We start from the raw sequence: 18,528 nt of genomic DNA on the forward strand, positions 1-18,528 counted from the left end.
CTTTTTTGCCGGCTATGGAAAGCGTAATTGTCCAAGTCGGGTCCACATGCTGTGCACAGCAGCCGTTCCTAGAGGTTATCCACAGGCGCCGTTTGGGTGGAAATCTCTTTGCCTTTACGGGGTGAGTACTTACTTACAGATCGAATTCCGGTGCAAGAACAGGGGTTCTTGCGCTCGAATTCTGCTCTACAGTGTGGCTGTGTATGTCATTCGCGCCAGCCATGAACGCCTCGATTCCTACTGACGACTATACGACCGATGATGACCGCTGGCGGGCGGTTTGCACGCGCGACGCGTCAGCCGATGGTCAATTCGTCTATGCCGTGCGCACCACAGGCGTGTATTGCCGGCCCAGCAGTTCGTCGCGCCTGCCGCGCCGTGAAAACGTGCAGTTTTTCGATACGCCGCAGGCAGCCGAAGCCGCTGGTTACCGGCCCAGCCGGCGCGCCGCGGGCGACCGCAGCGCCGTGGCGGCTCGGCGGGCGGCACTCGTGGAGCAGGCCTGCCGCCTGATTGAAAGCGCCGATACGCCGCCCAGCCTGGATTTTCTTGCCGCGCAGGCTGGCGTCAGTGCCTTTTACTTTCACCGCCTGTTCAAGGCGGAAACCGGGCTGACGCCCAAAGCCTATGCCGATGCTCATCGGGCCCGGCGGTTGCGGCGGGAGCTGGGGGAGTCAGCCACGGTTACCCAGGCTATTTATGAGGCCGGCTTCAATTCCAATAGCCGGTTCTATGAAGCCTCGGACAGCCTGCTGGGCATGCGGCCGCGCGACTATAAAGCGGGCGGGTTCAACGCCGATATCCGCTTTGCGGTTGGCCAATGCGCGCTGGGAGCTATTCTGGTGGCATGCAGCCAGCGTGGCATCTGCGCCATATCGCTGGGCGACGACCCCGAAGCCCTGGTGCGCGAACTGCAGGACCGCTTTCCAAACGCCCGGTTGCATGGCGCGGATTCGGCATTCGAACAATTAGTTGCCCAGGTGGTGGGGTTCGTCGAGGCTCCGGCCGTGGGGCTGAATCTGCCACTGGACGTGCGGGGAACGGCATTTCAGCAGCGGGTGTGGCAGGCGCTGCGCGATATTCCGGCAGGCGCGACAGCCAGCTACGCCGAAATCGCCGATCGCATCGGCGCGCCTAAGGCGGTGCGCGCGGTAGCCCAGGCTTGCGGCGCCAATCAGTTGGCCGTTGCCATTCCATGCCATCGCGTCGTCAGGCGCGATGGCGACATATCGGGCTATCGCTGGGGTGTTGAGCGCAAGCGCGAGTTGCTGCGGCGCGAAGCCGGGGCGGCCGAGGCCGCCTAGGCCGTGCCGGCGCGCCGGTCAGCCGGCAAAACCGCCCTGGTCCAGAAAAGCCTGTTCCTCGGCCGTGGTCTCGCGCCCCAGCAAAGGGTTGCGGTGCGGGAAGCGGCCGAACAATTCAACAATACGCAAGTGTTCTACCGCGTGAGGCAGCCACGGTTCGCCCAGCGCCTGGTTCAACTCGACTGCCTGGCGCTGGTCCGTCAGGTTTTCTGAGTGCGACAACGGCAGGTAGCAAAACACTCGCATGCCGGCCTCGATTTCCGCGTCTTTGCCGGCCTGGATCAGGCGCTGCGCGTAATGGCGGGCCAGCGGATCGGTGGCGTACATGTGGCCGGTGCCGCGAAAGGCATTGCGCGGAAACTGATCCAGCAATATCAACAGGGCCAGCGAGCCATATGCGCTGCCTTCCCATGCGTCCAGCTGCCGCCGCGCGGCCGCCAGGTGCAAATCCATGAAGCGTGCGCTGAATTCGCGGTCGAAAGCCTCGTCTTTGCGAAACCAGCGCGCCGGGCCGGCTTCGCGCCAGAAATCCACTACGGTGTCGGAATTGTTCGTATTCATAGGGTGATCCAGAAGACATAAGAGACAGAACGCAACCGAGCATGTCCAACCCGCGCGAGAAGAACTAGTCACATTGGAAGGGGTTGACAGGTCTGTTGGCGAATGTTCAGAAAAGCGTCAGGTGCTTATCTTTGTTGACATGTCCAACGACATGAGCAAACGCATCATGGCACATCAACCTTCCACGGGCGCCGCGACCCGTGTCTTGATCTCAAGCACCCTCGCTTTCACGATCTGCTTCGCGGTATGGATGATATTCGCCGTACTGGGCATCCCCATCAAGTCCCAGCTCGGCCTGTCCGAAACCGAATTCGGCCTGCTGGCCGCTACGCCCGTCCTCAGCGGGTCGCTGATCCGCGTCCCCCTGGGCATCTGGACCGACCGCTATGGCGGCCGCATCGTGTTTTTCCTTCTGATGCTGGTGTCGGTGCCGGGTGTGTGGTTGCTGGCCTATGCCACCGAGTACTGGCAGTTCCTGGTGCTGGGTTTGTTCATCGGCCTGGCGGGCGGCTCGTTCTCGGTGGGCACGCCCTATGTCGCGCGCTGGTTTCCTCGTAACCGGCAGGGCCTGGCCATGGGAATTTTCGGCGCCGGCAACTCGGGCTCGGCGCTTACGAAATTCGTTGCGCCGGCACTTATCGCCGCGGCCGGCGGCGCGTGGGTCATCGTGCCCCAGGTCTACGCCGTGGCACTGCTGGCAACGGCCATCCTGTTCTGGATGTTCTCGGCCACCAATCCGGCGCACAACGTGCGCGGCGGCGCCAGCCTGTCCGCTCAACTGGCCATGCTGCGCGACCCGCGTGTGTGGCGCTACTGCCAGTACTACTCGGTGGTGTTCGGCGGATACGTCGCGCTGGCGCTCTGGATGACCAAGTACTACGTCGGCGAGTACGGCTTCGACATGAAGCTGGCTGCGCTGCTGGCCGCCTGCTTCTCGTTGCCCGGCGGCGTGCTGCGCGCCGTGGGCGGCTGGATTTCCGACAAATACGGCGCCTATCGCACCACTTGGTGGGTGATGTGGGTGTGCTGGGTGGCCTTCTTTCTCCTCAGCTATCCGCAAACGCACTTTGTCATCGAAACCGACACGGGTCCGCGTGAATTCTTCCTGGCCATCGGGCCCACGCTGTTCACCATCCTGATGTTCGTGGTGGGCATAGCCATGGCTGTCGGCAAGGCCTCCGTCTTCAAGTTCATCTCGGATGAATTCGGCGAAAACATCGGCGCGGTGTCCGGCATTGTCGGCCTGGCCGGCGGGCTGGGCGGGTTCGTGCTGCCCATCCTGTTCGGCGCCCTGCTCGACTTCACGGGCGTGCGGTCCAGCGCCTTCATGCTGATGTACGGCACGGTGTGCGTCTCGCTGATCTGGATGCACTACAGCTTCCGTCCCGAACCCGCTGCCCGCGCGTTGCAGGCCGCCTGATTCCCCTTTTTTCCAACCCGACTGCCGGGCGCCCGCGGCGCCTGGCGCACTCCACCGCGAGAACACCATGTCCAGCTACGTACTGACCCGCTGGGAACCAGAGAACCGGAACTTCTGGCAAAGCACTGGCGCCCGCATCGCCAACCGAAATCTCTGGATTTCCATTCCCGCCCTGAGCCTGGCATTCTGCATCTGGATGCTGTGGAGCGTGGTGGTAGTCAACCTCGACAAAGCCGGCTTCGAGCTGTCGAAAAACCAGATGTTCTGGTTGACGGCCCTGCCCGCGCTGTCCGGCGCCACCCTGCGCATTTTCTATTCGTTCCTGGTGCCGGTCTTTGGCGGCCGGCGCTGGACGGCCATTTCCACCGCCACGCTGTTGATTCCGGCCATAGGCATGGGCTTCGCTTTGCAGGATCCGACCACGTCGTATCCCACGCTGCTGGCGCTGGCCCTGCTGTGCGGCTTCGGCGGCGGCAATTTCAGCTCCAGCATGGCCAACATCAGCTTTTTCTTTCCCAAAGAAAAGAAGGGCTTCGCCACCGGCATGAATGCCGGCATCGGCAACCTGGGCGTGTCGGTGGTGCAGTTCGTGGTGCCTGTCATCATCACCATGGGCGTGCTGGGCACGCTGGGCGGCGACCCGCAGCGCTTCGTGGTCGACGGCGTCGAGCACCAGATCTGGCTGCAGAATGCGGGCTTCATCTGGGTGCCGATCATTCTCGCGTCGTCGCTGGCTGCGTGGTTCGGCATGAACGATATCGCCGACGCCAAGGCGTCCTTCGCCGACCAGGCCGTGATCTTCAAGCGCAAGCACAACTGGTTGATGTGCTGGTTGTACGTCGGCACCTTCGGTTCGTTCATCGGGTTCTCGGCTGGCTTCGCCATGCTGACCAAGGCGTTGTTCCCCGACATCAACCCCGTGACCTACGCGTTCCTGGGGCCCCTGGTGGGTTCGCTGACCCGGCCGCTCGGGGGCTGGGTCTCCGACAAACTGGGCGGCGCGCGCGTCACCCTGCTGGTGTTCGCCGCCATGATCGCCGCCGTGCTGGGGCTGCTGGCGTACGTGCCCACCGCAACCAGCGCCGGCAACTTCAACGGATTCCTGGCGATGTTCATCGTGCTGTTCGCGCTGACCGGCGTGGGCAACGGCTCGACGTTCCGCATGATTCCCGTGATTTTCCTGCACGAGCGCACCCAGGCGGCCCGTGGCCGCGGCGCCGCGGCTGAAAAACAGGCCTTGATCGACGCCGGCAAAGAGTCCGCCGCGGTACTGGGCTTCTCGGGGGCTATTGGAGCCTATGGCGGGTTTTTCATTCCGCGCAGCTTCGGTTCGTCGATCGAGCTCACCGGCGGGGTTGGCGCGGCCCTTTACTGCTTCATTGCCTTCTACGTCACTTGCCTGTGCATCACCTGGTGGTATTACGCGCGCCGCAACGCGCCGGTGCCGTGCTGATGCCAATTGGTAACTAGTCAACTCGGCCATAAGAACTAGTACGTATGGCGCGGCCTTCTTCTACCAGCGATGAATGGTCGCGCGCGCCGGGCCCCAATAAAGTAATAGCCAGATCGCGCCGGCGTGGCCGGCGCACACGGAGAAAAGAATGAGTCATTTCCTGGACCGGCTGAAATTCATGTCGCGGGTGAAATCCACCTTTTCCAGCGGTCACGGCGAAGTCGTCAACGAAGACCGCACCTGGGAAAACGCCTATCGCGGCCGCTGGCAGCACGACAAGGTTGTTCGTTCCACGCACGGCGTGAACTGTACCGGTTCGTGTTCCTGGAAGGTGTACGTCAAGAACGGCCTGATCACCTGGGAAACCCAGCAAACCGACTACCCGCGCACCCGTCCCGATCTGCCCAACCACGAGCCCCGCGGCTGTCCGCGCGGCGCCTCGTACAGCTGGTACGTGTATTCCGCCCAGCGCGTCAAGTATCCGATGATCCGCGGGCGCCTCATGCAAATGTGGCGCGAAGCCCGCAAAACCCTCGATCCCATCGCTGCCTGGGAATCCATCAGCCAGGATCCGGTCAAAGCCAAGCACTACAAATCCGTGCGCGGGCTGGGGGGGTTCGTGCGGGCCGACTGGGACGCCGCTACCGAAATCATCGCGGCGGCCAATGCCTACACCATCAAGAAATTCGGGCCCGACCGCGTGATCGGCTTTTCGCCCATTCCGGCCATGTCCATGGTCAGCTACGCCGCCGGGGCGCGCTACCTGAGCCTGCTGGGGGGCGCTTGCCTGAGCTTCTACGACTGGTACTGCGACCTACCCCCGGCCAGCCCGCAGGTGTGGGGCGAACAAACCGACGTGCCCGAATCGGCCGATTGGTACAACTCCACGTACCTGATGGTGTGGGGCTCCAACGTGCCGCAGACGCGCACGCCCGACGCGCACTTCTACACCGAGGTTCGCTACAAGGGCACCAAGACGGTGGCGGTGTCGAGCGACTTCGGCGAAATGGTCAAGTTCGGCGACATCTGGCTGGCGCCCAAGCAAGGCACCGATGCCGCGCTCGCCCTGGCCATGGGCCACGTCATCCTGAAAGAATTCCATCATACCGGCGCGTCCGACTACTTCCGCGACTACGCTAAGCGCTACACCGACATGCCCATGCTGGTGCAGCTGAAAGAACGCGACGGTTGCCTGGTGCCCGACCACTTCCTGCGTGCTTCGCAACTGGCGGATGCCCTGGGCCAGCCCAACAACCCCGACTGGAAGACGCTGGTCATCGACAACCATACCGGCCACCTGGTGGCGCCCAACGGCAGCATCGGCTTTCGCTGGGGCGAGGCCGCCGTTGATGGCGGCGCCAAGGTCGGGCGCTGGAACCTCGAGTCGCGCGATGGCGGCAGCGGCCGCGAGATCGATCCGGTTCTCTCGTTGCTTGACTCCCGCGACGACGTGGTGGGCGTGGGTTTCCCCTATTTCGGCGGTGAACACGGCAGCGTACTGGTACGCAACGTGCCCGTGCGCCACATCGTGCTGGCCGACGGCAGCACGGCCTGCGTTGCCACGGTGTACGACCTGCAAATGGCCAGCTACGGTGTCGACCGTGGCCTGGGCGGCGACAACGTGGCCGCCTCGTACGACGACGACGTGCCCTACACGCCGGCCTGGCAGGAAAAGCACACCACGGTGCCGCGCCACCTGGTCATCCAGGTGGCCCGAGAGTTCGCGCAGAACGCCCATGACACCCACGGCAAGTCCATGGTGATCGTCGGCGCCGCGCTGAATCACTGGTACCACATGGACATGACCTACCGCGGCATCATCAACCTGCTGATGATGTGCGGCTGCGTGGGCAAGAGCGGCGGCGGCTGGGCCCACTACGTGGGCCAGGAGAAGCTGCGTCCGCAATTCGGCTGGGCGCCGCTGGCCTTTGCGTCCGACTGGTCGCGTCCGCCGCGCCACATGAACGGTACGTCGTTCTTCTATGCACACACCAGCCAGTGGCGCCACGAAAAGCTGCCGGTCAGCGACATTCTCGGGCCTACCGCCGACGCAGGTCGCTATGGCCAGCTCAGCATGATCGACCTGAACGCCAAGTCCGAGCGCATGGGCTGGCTGCCGTCGGCGCCGCAGCTTGAAACCAACCCGCTCGACGTCGTGGCGCAAGCCGAGGCGGCCGGCCAGGATCCGGTGGCCTACGCGACGCAACGCCTCAAGAGCGGCCAGCTCAACTTCAGTTGCGACGACCCCGACAACCCGGCCAACTTCCCGCGCAATATGTTCGTCTGGCGCTCGAACATTCTTGGGTCCAGCGGCAAGGGCCACGAGTACTTCCTGAAGTACCTGCTGGGCACGCAGAACGCGGTTTTTGGCGACGAAGCCGATGCCATCAAACCGGCTGAAGTGCGTTACCGCGAAGAAGCGGCCGAAGGCAAGCTCGATCTGCTTACGGTGCTCGACTTCCGCATGAGCACCACGTGCCTGTATGGCGACATCGTGCTGCCCACCGCGACATGGTACGAAAAAGACGACCTCAACACGTCTGACATGCACCCCTTCATCCACCCGCTGTCCGAAGCCGTGCAGCCGCTGTGGGAAAGCAAGACCGACTGGGAAATCTACAAACTGCTGGCGAAGAAATTCAGCGAGATCGGCGGCCCGTACCTGGGCAAGCGCAAAGACCTCGTCCTGACGCCGCTGCTGCACGACACCCCGGGAGAACTGGGCCAGGCCTTCGAGCCCAAAGACTGGAAGCTGGGCGAATGCGACCTGGTGCCGGGCAAGACCGCGCCGTCCATGACGGTGGTCGAGCGCGACTACAACGATATCTACCGCAAGTTCACGTCGGTGGGGCCGCTGCTCGATAAGTTGGGCAACGGCGGCAAGGGCATCAACTGGAACACCGAGCACGAAGTGCACGAGCTTGCCGAGCTGAACCGCCGCGTCGAAACCGAGGGCGTCAGCGAAGGACGGCCGCGCCTGGATACCGCCATCGACGCCGCTGAAATGATCCTGACCTTCGCGCCGGAAACCAACGGCCACGTGTCGGTCAAGGCCTGGGAAGCCCTGGGCAAGATCACCGGCCGCGACCATACCCACCTGGCTGTCGGCCGCGAGCACGACAAGATCCGCTTCCGCGACATCCAGGTGCAGCCGCGCAAGATCATCTCGGCGCCCACCTGGTCGGGCCTGGAAAGCGAAGAAGTCAGCTACAACGCCGGCTACACCAACGTGCACGAACTGATCCCGTGGCGCACCCTCACCGGCCGCCAGCAGTTCTATCAAGACCACCGCTGGATGCTTGATTTCGGCGAAGGGTTCTGCGCCTACAAGCCGCCCATCAATACGCGCACCGTGGCGCCGATGCTGGGCCAGTATCCCAACGGCGAACACGAGCTGGTGCTGAACTGGATCACGCCGCACCAGAAGTGGGGTATTCACAGTACCTACTCCGATAACCTGCGCATGCTCACGCTCAGTCGCGGCGGGCCGCACGTATGGGTTTCCGAAACCGAGGCCAAGCAGGCCGGCCTGGTCGACAACGACTGGGTCGAGGTCTTCAACGTCAACGGCACCCTGACGGCCCGGGTCGTGGTAAGCCAGCGCGTGCCGGTGGGCATGTGCCTGATGTACCACGCACAGGAAAAAATCATCAACGTGCCCGGTGCGGAAACCAGCGGCATGCGCGGCGGCATCCACAACTCGGTGACGCGCGCGGTGCTCAAGCCCACCCACATGATCGGCGGCTATGCCCAGCAGGCCTATGGTTTCAACTACTACGGCACGGTCGGCAGCAACCGCGACGAATACGTCGTGGTGCGCAAGATGAAAAAGGTCGATTGGATGGAAGGCCCGTTGGGGCAGCAGCTCGAAGAAGGAAGCGCAAAATGAAAATCCGTGCCCAAGTCGGTATGGTGCTGAACCTGGACAAGTGCATCGGCTGCCACACCTGCTCCATCACCTGCAAGAACGTCTGGACCAGCCGCGACGGCGTCGAGTACGCCTGGTTCAACAACGTGGAAACCAAGCCTGGCATCGGCTACCCAAAAGAATGGGAAAACCAGTCGCGCTGGAACGGCGGCTGGACGCGCACGCCCGCCGGCAAACTCGAACCGCGCCAGGGCGGCAAGCTGAAGATTCTGGCGAACCTGTTCGCCAACCCCAACTTGCCGGCCATCGACGACTACTACGAACCGTTTACCTACGACTACGAACACCTGCAGAACGCCCCGCTGAGCCAGACCCCGCCAACGGCCCGGCCGGTGTCGGTGCTGACCGGCCGCAAGATGGACAAGATCCACTGGGGCCCGAACTGGGAAGACGACCTGGGCGGCGAATTCAGTTCGCGTAGCCGCGACGCGCTGTTCGAGGGCGTACAGAAAGAAATGTACTCGACCTTCGAGAACACGTTCATGATGTACCTGCCCCGCTTGTGCGAGCACTGCCTGAACCCCGCCTGCGTGGCCAGCTGCCCGTCGGGTTCCATCTACAAGCGCGAAGACGACGGTATCGTGCTGGTTGACCAGGACAAGTGCCGCGGCTGGCGCATGTGCATCTCGGGCTGCCCGTACAAGAAGGTGTACTACAACTGGCAGAGCGGCAAGGCTGAGAAATGCACGTTCTGTTATCCGCGGATCGAGGCCGGCCAGCCGACGGTGTGTTCCGAAACCTGCGTGGGCCGCATCCGCTATCTGGGCGTGTTGCTGTACGACGCGGACCGCATCGAGGCGGCCGCGGCCAGCGCCAGCGAGCAAGACCTGTACCAGGCGCAGCTCGACGTGTTCCTGGACCCGCATTCGCCCGAGGTCATTGCCGAAGCGCGCCGCCAGGGCATACCGGATTCGTGGCTGCAGGCCGCGCGCCAGTCGCCGGTATACAAGATGGCATGCGAGTGGAAGGTAGCGTTCCCGCTGCACCCTGAGTACCGCACGCTGCCCATGGTCTGGTACATACCGCCGCTGTCGCCCATTCAGTCGGCAGCCGAGGCCGGCCATATGCCGCACAAGACGGTCGGCACGACCGGCGTGATTCCCGACGTGTCTACCCTGCGCATTCCCTTGCGCTACCTGGCCAACCTGCTGACCGCAGGCGACGAAGCGCCGGTACAGCGGGCGCTGGAGCGTCTGCTGGCCATGCGGGCGTACATGCGCGCCGAGTCGGTGCATGGTGAGCAGGACGAGGCCATTCTGGCCGACGTCGGCCTGGACCGCGCCACCGTGCGCGACATGTATCGCATCATGGCCATCGCCAACTACGAAGACCGTTTCGTGGTGCCCTCCAGCCACAAGGAAATGGTCGAAGACAGCTTCAACGACAAGGGCAGCTGCGGCTTCACGTTCGGCAACGGTTGCTCGGGCGGCGTGTCCGATGGCGCGCTGTTCGGCAAGAAACCGCGCGGCAGCGAGATCTTTATCGAGATGCCCAAGTCGCGCAAGAAAACCGCCCTGGCCTGAGCACGGAACCGAACCATGAGCCCATATCGCATTCTTTCCGCGCTGCTGAGTTATCCCGAGCAGGATCTCCTCGATGCCCTGCCTGAGATCGACGACGCGCTCGACGCCCACCCCGAAGCGCAAGACCAGTTGTCGCCCCTGACCGACCACCTGAAGACTCACGGCCTGATCGAGCTACAAGAGAACTACGTCGCCACGTTCGATCGCAACCCGTCGCATTCGCTGCACTTGTTCGAGCACGTGCACGGCGAAAGCCGTGACCGCGGCCAGGCCATGGTCGACCTGCTGGAGGAATACCGTCGCCACGGTTTCGAGCCTGGCGCGGCCGAGCTGCCCGACCACGTGCCGCTGTTCCTGGAACTGCTGGGCCTGATCGACCCGGCGCAGGCGCGCCAACTGCTCGATGAGGCCATTCATGTGCTGGCCGCCATCGGTGCGCGCCTGGCGCGCGCCGGCAGCCCGTACTCGACGGTCTTCGCCGTGCTGCGCGGCATGACCGACGTGGTGCCGCGCGAGCAGACCGACCCGCCGGTGCGCGACATGGACGAAGCCATGGAAGCCTACGGCGTGGGTCCCGACGGCGTCGAACCGCTGCTGCCGATGGCCGCCGCCGGCACGCACGTCGTGCATTTCCATCCCCGCGCGCGCGGCGCACAACAATAAGGCCGGGAGCCCATCCATGAATACCCTGCATCAGTTCCTGTTCGGCGTCTATCCTTACATTGCGCTCAGCATCTTCCTGCTAGGCAGCCTGGCGCGCTTCGAGCGCGAGCAGTACACCTGGAAAAGCGACAGTTCGCAGTTGCTGTACCGCGGCCAGCTGCGCCTGGGCAATATCCTGTTCCACATCGGCATTCTGGGCCTGTTCTTCGGCCACTTGGTGGGTCTGCTGACCCCGGTGGTGGTATGGGACACCCTGGGCGTGTCGCACAGCGTCAAGCAGGCCGTGGCCATGGCGGCCGGCGGCATCATGGGAATGCTGTGCCTGGTGGGCCTGCTTATCCTGGTGCATCGCCGCCTGACCCATCCCCGCATTGCCCACGTCACGCGGCCAGGCGACAAGATCCTGTTGCTATGGCTGCTGGTGACCCTGCTGCTGGGCTTGTCGACCATCGTCTTGTCGGCGGGCCACATGGATGGCCACATGATGGTGCAGTTCATGACCTGGGCCCAGCACATCATTACTTTCCAGGGCGACGCGGCCAGCCACATTGCCGAAGTGCCGGTGCTGTTCAAGGCGCACCTGTTCATGGGCCTGACGCTGTTCGTGATTTTCCCGTTTACCCGCCTGGTGCATGTCTGGAGCGGCTTTGCCTCGGTAGGCTACCTGGGCCGCGCCTGGCAGCTGGTGCGGCCGCGCTGAACCCTAATGCCGCCGGCCCGGCCGGCGGCTGCGAGAACCAACATGCCTGTCATCGTCAACGGCGTCGAACTCAACGATGCCGACCTGGAACAAGAACTGCCTAACCATGGCGACGCGGCCAACCCGCAGCGTCGCGCCATTACGGCATTGGTGTTGCGCCGCGTGATGCTGGACGAGGCCCGACGGCTGGGCCTGAACGCCGAGAATGACGATGCCGCGATCGATGCCCTGCTCGATTCGCAGGCCGCCACGCCCGAGCCCGATGATGCCGCGTGCCGCCGCCATTACGAGATGCACCCTGAACGCTTCACCGTGGGAGAGTTGGTCGAGGCCGACCATATCCTCTTCCAAGTGACGCCGCAGGTCGACCTGCAACGCTTGCGCGAGCGCGCCGAAGCGGCCCTGCAGCAGGCGCAGGCCGAGCCCGAGCGCTTCGCGGAGCTGGCGCGCGCCTTGTCGAATTGCCCGTCTGCGGCCGTGGGCGGCAGCCTAGGCCAACTGGGCCGGGGTGACACCGTGCCCGAGTTCGAACGGGCGGTATTCGGCCAGCCTGCTGGCACGGTGCTGCCGCGCCTGGTGGAAACCCGCCATGGCCTGCATATCGTGCGCATCGTCCGCCATGTGGCGGGCCGTCTGCTGCCGTACGAGCAGGTGGCGCCGCGCATTGCGCAGGCGCTGGCGGCGGCCAGCCGCGACACGGCATGGCGTCAGTACACGCGCATGCTGGTCGGCCGTGCTCGCATCGAGGGCATCGAACTGGAAGGCGCCGACGGCCTCCTGGTGCAATAAGGCGGCGACGATGCCTGGCGCGACTTCCCTGACAGACGGCCACGGCCGGCGCATCGACTACCTGCGCGTATCGGTTACCGACCGCTGCGACCTGCGCTGCACGTATTGCCTGCCGGCCGGCTTCAAAGATTTCGACGCGCCCGCGCACTGGCTCACCCACGCTGAAATGGCGCGCCTGGTTGGCGTTTTCGTCGGCCTGGGCGTGCGCAAGCTGCGCCTGACCGGCGGCGAGCCCCTGACCCGTGGCGGCCTGTCCAGCCTGGTGCGTGCGGTGGCCGGCTTGCCGGGCCTGCAAGACTTGTCGCTGTCCACCAACGGAACAAGGTTGGCGCGCCATGCGGCCGAACTGCGCGCGGCCGGCGTGTCGCGCCTGAATGTCAGCCTGGACACACTGGACGCCGGCGCCTATGCGCGCATCACGGGCCGCGACTGCCTGGACGACGTGCTGAGCGGACTGGATGCCGCGCGGGCCGCCGGGTTCGCGCCTATCAAGCTCAATGCCGTGGTGCAGGCCGGCACTCCCGAAGCCGACCTGGAGCGGCTGCTGGCCTATGCCTGCCGCCAGGGTTATGTGTTGCGGTTGATCGAGCCCATGCCCGTGGGCGACACGGGACGGCGCAGCGCCGGCGTCGACCTTTCCGCGCTGGGCCGGCAGTTGGCTGCCTGCCATGGCCTGATGCCGGCGGTGGCGGGGCTGGGCGCCGGCCCCGCACGCTACTGGAGCAACGCCGAAGGCCAGTTGGTGCTGGGCGTCATTACGCCCATGTCGCAACATTTCTGCGCGGCCTGCAACCGGGTCCGGTTGGGGGCCGACGGCACGCTATATCTGTGCCTGGGCCAGCGCGACAGCGTGCCCCTGGGAGAACGGTTGCGGCAGGGCGCCAGCGACGCCGAGCTGGCGCAGACCATCAGGGCGGCCATTGCCGTCAAGCCCGAGCGCCACGATTTCAATACACACCCCGAACGCATCGTGCGTTTCATGTCCCAAACCGGGGGTTGACCATGGGCGAGCAACTGTCCGTCCGTGGCCCGCGCGACCTGGAACGCTTCATCAGCGGGTTCCAGCGTTTCCAGCAGCACTATTTCGACGACGCGCCTGCGCTGTACCGCGGCCTGTGCCGCGGCCAGAATCCCGGCACCCTTCTAATAGGCTGCTGCGATTCGCGAGTTGATCCGGCCTTGTTGCTGGGGTGCGATCCCGGCGATATCTTCACCGTGCGCAACGTGGCCAACCTGGTGCCGCCGTCCGAAGAAGATGGTGGGCAGCATGGCGTGCTGGCCGCCATCCAGTTCGCGGTGGAACAACTGCAGGTGGGCCGCATCATCGTGCTGGGCCACAGCCAATGCGGCGGCATACGCGCCCTGATGGAGCAGCGCCTGGACGACCGGGCCGAAGACGATTACATCGGGCGCTGGATGAATATTGCCGAGCCCGCGCGCGCGCAGGTGCTGCGGCAAATGCCGCAAGCCAGCCTGGCCGAACAGCGGCGCGCCTGCGAGCAGGCGTCCATCCTGGTCTCGCTGCGCCACCTGGAATCCTTCGCCTGCGTGCGGCGCCAGTTGGCGCGCGGCGCCATCAGCCTGCACGGCTGGTACTTCGACCTTGATGCCGGCGCCCTGCAGGCCTATTCGCCGCGCGCCGACGCTTTTCTGCCGCTGACCTGAAGGCATCCGGGGTGCCCCGCATCTCCGCCGGGCAGCCCTGAAAGAAGCTAAACTCTTCTTGTCCAGCCGCTGGCGTCGTGACATGACCTCTACAGAATTCCCCGTGGGCCCGGACGGCCTTCCCACCCTGCGCGATAGCCTCCCCACCCGTATCATTGCCAGTTCATTGGTTGCCCTGGCGGTGGTGCTGAGCATGGTGGCCTGGACATTGTGGCTGTCCTGGGGGCTGGAAGGCGCGGGCGCCGCCATTAACGATACCGGCAGCCTGCGCATGGTGGCCAACCGCGTGGCGGTCGAACTGATGCGCCCGGGCGCCGAGCGCACCTCGCAAGTCGAGGCCTTCGTGCATGCCCAGGACGAAACCCTGGCCCTGCTCGAGCGCGGCAATCCCGCGCGGCCGCTGTTCCTGCCGGCCGATCCTGCCGTCAGCGCCCAATTGGGCGTGGTGACCCAGCTGTGGAACCAGACCATGAAACCGGCCGTGGCGCGCGCGCGCCAGGGCGGCGACATGACGCCCTACCTGGAGGCGCTGCCGGCCTTCGTGGCCGAGGCCGACAAGCTGGTGCGCATGATCGAGCTCGACAACGCCGGCAAGACCATCCAGCTGCGGCTGTCGCAAGGCGTGCTGGCCGCGATAGGCAGCGTGGGCACGGTCGCCATGATCTACCTGCTGTACCTGTGGATCATTTCGCCCGTATTGCGCCTGCGCGATGGCCTGCAGCGCATGACGGCCGGTGAATTCAGCACTCGCCTGCCGGTCGAGACACGCGACGAGTTCGGGGTGCTGGCGCGCGGCTTCAACCTGATGGCCGACAAGCTCGAGAACCTGTATCGCAACCTGGAAAACCGGGTGCGCCGCAAGACGGCGGAACTCGAGGCGCAGAACCGCGAGATCGGGGCGCTGTACGACATGGCGGCGTTTCTTAACCAGCCCAACAGCATCGAGGCCGTCTGCCGCGGGTTTTTGCAGCGCGTCATGAGCCAATTCGGCGCGGCCGGCGGCACGATCCGCGCCCTGGACCCGACCGACGAAAAACTCAACATGCTGGTGTCGGAAGGCCTGTCGCCCGAACTGGCCGAGGCCGAACGCTGCATGCAGGCCGATCACTGCTATTGCGGAGTCGCCACCCAAGAGGGCACCCAGATCGTGCGCGACCTGCGCAAGGTTGCGCCCATCGAGGCATTTCACTGCGCCAACGACGGCTTTCGCAGCCTGGCGGTGTTTCGCATCGTGGCGCGCGACGAGGTGCTGGGCTCGTTTTCGCTGCATTTCAAGGCGCAGCGGCAGGTGTCGCCTGCCGAGACCCAGTTGCTCGAAACCCTGGGCCAGCATCTGGGCGTGGCCCTGGAAAACCGCAGGCTGGACGCCAAGGCGCGGCAATTGGCCGTGGTGCGCGAGCGCAGCCTGATGGCCCAGGGCCTGCACGACAGCATCGCGCAGGGCCTGAACTTCCTGAAACTGCAGCTGCAGTTGCTGGACGACGCCGTGATGCGGGGCGACGACGACGACGTGCGCGAAATCGTGCCGCTGTTGCGCACGGGCGTCGAGGAAAGCTACCAGGACGTGCGCGAATTGCTGGTGAATTTCCGCACCAAGCTCGACCAGGGCGAATTGCCCGATGCCATCGAAGAAGCCGTGCTGCGGTTCCGGCGCCAGACCGGCATCGAGGTCGACCTGGACATGGCGTACGGCGCCGACCGGCCGCTGCCTCCCGAGCAGCAGTTGCAGGTGCTGTTCATTCTGCAGGAAGCCCTGTCGAACGTGCGCAAGCATGCCCAGGCCAGCCACGTGCGCGTGCGGCTGATGAACAACCAGGACTTCGAGATGGAGATCACCGATGACGGCATCGGCTACGATCCCGACGAAGTGGGACAGCGGGAAGAAAGCCACATCGGCCTGCACATCATGCGCGAACGGGCCGCCCGGCTCAACGCTGTGATAAAACTGATGTCCCGACCTGGCGCCGGCGCCACGGTGCGGCTGGTGCTGCCCCGTGCGGCGCGCAGCGCTGCCTGAGTTCCCGCTACCCATGGCTATCCGTATCCTGCTTATCGACGATCACAGCCTGTTTCGCTCGGGTGTGCGGCTGCTGCTGCAGCGCCAGCCCGACTTCGAGGTTGTGGCCGAGGCGGCCGACGGCGTGGAAGGCATCAAGCGTGCCAAGGAATTCCAACCCGACGTCATCTTGCTGGACCTGAACATGCCCGGCCTGTCGGGCCTGGAAACGCTGCAGTTGCTGGTGCAGGACGTGCCGCGCAGCGCGGTGGTCATCTTGACGGTTTCCGAAGAGACCGACGAGCTCAGCCAGGCCTTGCGCGACGGCGCGCGCGGCTATCTGGTGAAGAATATCGACGCCGAGGCGCTGACGGCGGCGATTCGCCGCGCTGCCACCGGCGAACCCGTGATCGCCGACAACATGACCGCCAAGCTGGTAGACCGTTTCCGCGAGCAGGCTTCGCAGGGCGCCGGCAACGCGGCCAATGCCGAACGCACCCGTCTTACCACGCGCGAGCGTGAAATCGTGCAGTGCCTGGCGCATGGCGCCAGCAATAAGGTCATTGCCCGGCAACTGGACATAGCCGAAAGCACGGTGAAGATCCATGTGCAGAACATACTCAAGAAACTGAACCTGACCAGCCGGGTGCAGGTGGCGGTATATGCCGTCGAAAACGGGCTGGTTGCGGACGATTGACCCCGGCAGCCGTCCGGGCAACAGGGGACATTCATGGCAGTAGAGGGCGACGCGGGCCAACTGGCCAAGGTCGTGGTGTTGTTGGGCGCGGCGGTGGTAGCGGTACCGCTTTTCCGGCGCCTGGGACTGGGGTCGGTGCTGGGCTATCTGGCGGCCGGCCTGGTCATCGGGCCGTTCGGGCTGGGCCTGTTCCGCGACCCGCACACTATCTTGCATACCGCCGAGCTGGGCGTGGTGATGTTCCTGTTCATCATTGGCCTGGAAATGCGCCCCTCGCACCTGTGGGCCCTGCGGGGCGAGATATTCGGGCTGGGCAGCCTGCAGGTGCTCGTGTGCGGGCTGCTGTTGACCGGCGTGGGCGTGGCCTTCGGGTTTCCATTGGCGGTGTCGTTTATCTGCGCGATGGGCTTCGTGCTGACGTCCACCGCCATCGTCATGCAGCTGCTGGGCGAACGGGGCGACATCGCCACCGCGCGCGGGCAGAAAATTGTGTCCATCCTGCTGCTGGAAGATTTGCTGATCGTGCCGCTACTGGCGCTGGTGGCGTTCATTGCGCCGCCGGGCGCCGGGCCTGTCGAGGCGTCCACCGCGGCGTCGCGCTGGCTGGATGTAGGCATCGGCGTGGGCGCGCTGGCCGCGCTGGTGGTGGCGGGCATCTGGTTGTTGAACCCCCTGTTCCGCCTGCTGGCGCGCGCCAAGGCGCGCGAGGTCATGACCGCGGCGGCGCTGCTGGTGGTGCTGGGCTCGGCCCTGCTGATGCAATGGGGCGGGCTGTCGATGGCCATGGGCGCATTCCTGGCGGGCGTGTTGTTGTCGGAATCCACGTTTCGGCACCAGCTGGAGGCCGACATCGAGCCTTTCCGCGGCCTGCTGCTGGGCCTGTTTTTCCTGGGCGTGGGCATGTCGCTGGATCTGACCGTGGTGGCGCGCAACGCTACCCTGATCGTGGTCGGGGTGCTGGCCATGATGGCCGTGAAGGCGTTGTGCATCTACGGCACGGCCAGGCTGGCCAGAAGCTCGAAGGCCGAGGCGCTGGACCGCGCGGTGCTGATGGCTCAGGGGGGCGAGTTTGCTTTCGTGCTGTTTTCCGCCGCGCTGGCCAACCGGGTCATCGATCCGGTGGTCAATGCCAACATGACGGCTATCGTGGTGCTGTCGATGGCGCTGACGCCGCTGGCGGTGCTGGCGCACAATCGTTGGGCACCGCGCCCCGGCGTTTCTACCGAAGGGCTCGAGGCGCCCAGCAACCAGCTTGGCCGTGCGCTGGTGATCGGCTTTGGCCGCGTGGGGCAGATCGCCAGCCAGCACATGCTGGCCATGGGCGCCGAGATCACCATCATCGACAACGATCCCGAGATGATCCGCAGCGCCGCCGACTTCGGCTTCAAGGTCTACTATGGCGACGGCACGCGCACCGACGTGTTGCACGCGGCCGGCGCCAAGCACGCGCAAGCCATCCTGGTGTGCGCCGACGGCCGGGCGACGGTGACGCAGATGGTCGAGCGCATCAAGGCGGTATGCCCGCATTCGCGCATTCTGGTGCGGTCGTTCGACCGCGAGCATGCGCTGGAGCTGCACCGGGCCGACGTCGACTTCCAGGTGCGCGAGACGTTCGAGTCGGCCATGGTGCTGGGCCGCCAGGCCACCATGACGCTGGGAGCGACGCCCGAGATTGCCGACGAGATTGCCGAAGACATCCGCCGCCGCGACGCCGAGCGCTTTCAGCTGGAAGTGACGGGCGGCTTGTTCGCCGGCCGCGCACTGCTGTTGAACAACCAGTCGGCCGAACACGATCACTAGCGCCGCTTCCTGTCCGGCCCGCCGCGGCG

14 protein-coding genes are annotated in these 18,528 nt (G+C 65.0%); 13 read left to right on the top strand and 1 reads right to left on the bottom strand.

The window, feature by feature from the left end:
* Window positions 1-221: 221 nt before the first annotated feature.
* Window positions 222-1,304 carry a bifunctional DNA-binding transcriptional regulator/O6-methylguanine-DNA methyltransferase Ada gene (ada, locus tag BPET_RS25230; RefSeq protein ID WP_151209003.1) on the top strand — a complete coding sequence of 361 codons (1,083 nt, stop codon included), beginning with the start codon at window positions 222-224 and terminating at the stop codon, window positions 1,302-1,304.
* 18 nt (window positions 1,305-1,322) lie between these two features.
* Here the strand turns inward: ada and BPET_RS25235 are convergent, their stop codons facing one another.
* Window positions 1,323-1,865: a DUF924 family protein gene (locus tag BPET_RS25235; protein ID WP_012251802.1), complete on the bottom strand. Its 543-nt coding sequence runs from the start codon at window positions 1,863-1,865 to the stop codon at window positions 1,323-1,325.
* Between the two features lie 166 nt (window positions 1,866-2,031).
* Here BPET_RS25235 and BPET_RS25240 point away from each other — a divergent pair, with 166 nt between their 5' ends.
* From BPET_RS25240 to BPET_RS25295, 12 genes are all read left to right on the top strand, one after another.
* Window positions 2,032-3,285 carry an MFS transporter gene (locus tag BPET_RS25240; RefSeq protein ID WP_041864449.1) on the top strand — a complete coding sequence of 418 codons (1,254 nt, stop codon included), beginning with the start codon at window positions 2,032-2,034 and terminating at the stop codon, window positions 3,283-3,285.
* 67 nt (window positions 3,286-3,352) lie between these two features.
* Window positions 3,353-4,738, top strand: a complete 1,386-nt coding sequence (locus BPET_RS25245; protein WP_012251804.1) for a NarK family nitrate/nitrite MFS transporter — start codon at window positions 3,353-3,355, stop codon at window positions 4,736-4,738.
* A 148-nt stretch (window positions 4,739-4,886) separates the two neighbouring features.
* Window positions 4,887-8,627, top strand: a complete 3,741-nt coding sequence (locus BPET_RS25250) for a nitrate reductase subunit alpha (RefSeq protein ID WP_012251805.1) — start codon at window positions 4,887-4,889, stop codon at window positions 8,625-8,627.
* Window positions 8,624-10,189, top strand: coding sequence for a nitrate reductase subunit beta (narH, locus tag BPET_RS25255; RefSeq protein WP_012251806.1), 1,566 nt, complete (start codon window positions 8,624-8,626; stop codon window positions 10,187-10,189). The genes BPET_RS25250 and narH overlap by 4 nt, the downstream gene beginning before the upstream one ends.
* A gap of 15 nt (window positions 10,190-10,204) precedes the next feature.
* The gene (gene narJ / locus BPET_RS25260; protein WP_012251807.1) at window positions 10,205-10,852 is read left to right on the top strand and encodes a nitrate reductase molybdenum cofactor assembly chaperone; all 648 of its coding nucleotides are present in this window, start codon (window positions 10,205-10,207) and stop codon (window positions 10,850-10,852) included.
* Between the two features lie 16 nt (window positions 10,853-10,868).
* Window positions 10,869-11,552 carry a respiratory nitrate reductase subunit gamma gene (gene narI, locus BPET_RS25265; protein ID WP_012251808.1) on the top strand — a complete coding sequence of 228 codons (684 nt, stop codon included), beginning with the start codon at window positions 10,869-10,871 and terminating at the stop codon, window positions 11,550-11,552.
* A 42-nt stretch (window positions 11,553-11,594) separates the two neighbouring features.
* Window positions 11,595-12,341 (top strand): peptidylprolyl isomerase, encoded by a 747-nt coding sequence (locus BPET_RS25270; RefSeq protein WP_012251809.1) that lies wholly within the window; start codon window positions 11,595-11,597, stop codon window positions 12,339-12,341.
* Between the two features lie 10 nt (window positions 12,342-12,351).
* Window positions 12,352-13,341 carry a GTP 3',8-cyclase MoaA gene (gene moaA / locus BPET_RS25275; protein WP_012251810.1) on the top strand — a complete coding sequence of 330 codons (990 nt, stop codon included), beginning with the start codon at window positions 12,352-12,354 and terminating at the stop codon, window positions 13,339-13,341.
* Between the two features lie 2 nt (window positions 13,342-13,343).
* Window positions 13,344-14,006, top strand: a complete 663-nt coding sequence (locus BPET_RS25280; RefSeq protein ID WP_012251811.1) for a carbonic anhydrase — start codon at window positions 13,344-13,346, stop codon at window positions 14,004-14,006.
* Between the two features lie 82 nt (window positions 14,007-14,088).
* Window positions 14,089-16,023: a type IV pili methyl-accepting chemotaxis transducer N-terminal domain-containing protein gene (locus BPET_RS25285; protein WP_012251812.1), complete on the top strand. Its 1,935-nt coding sequence runs from the start codon at window positions 14,089-14,091 to the stop codon at window positions 16,021-16,023.
* A gap of 13 nt (window positions 16,024-16,036) precedes the next feature.
* Window positions 16,037-16,699: a response regulator gene (locus BPET_RS25290; protein ID WP_012251813.1), complete on the top strand. Its 663-nt coding sequence runs from the start codon at window positions 16,037-16,039 to the stop codon at window positions 16,697-16,699.
* 33 nt (window positions 16,700-16,732) lie between these two features.
* The gene (locus BPET_RS25295) at window positions 16,733-18,499 is read left to right on the top strand and encodes a monovalent cation:proton antiporter-2 (CPA2) family protein (protein WP_012251814.1); all 1,767 of its coding nucleotides are present in this window, start codon (window positions 16,733-16,735) and stop codon (window positions 18,497-18,499) included.
* The last annotated feature ends 29 nt before the right edge of the window (window positions 18,500-18,528 follow it).

The sequence above is a fragment of the Bordetella petrii genome (genome assembly GCF_000067205.1).
Lineage (GTDB): Bacteria > Pseudomonadota > Gammaproteobacteria > Burkholderiales > Burkholderiaceae_B > Bordetella_A > Bordetella_A petrii.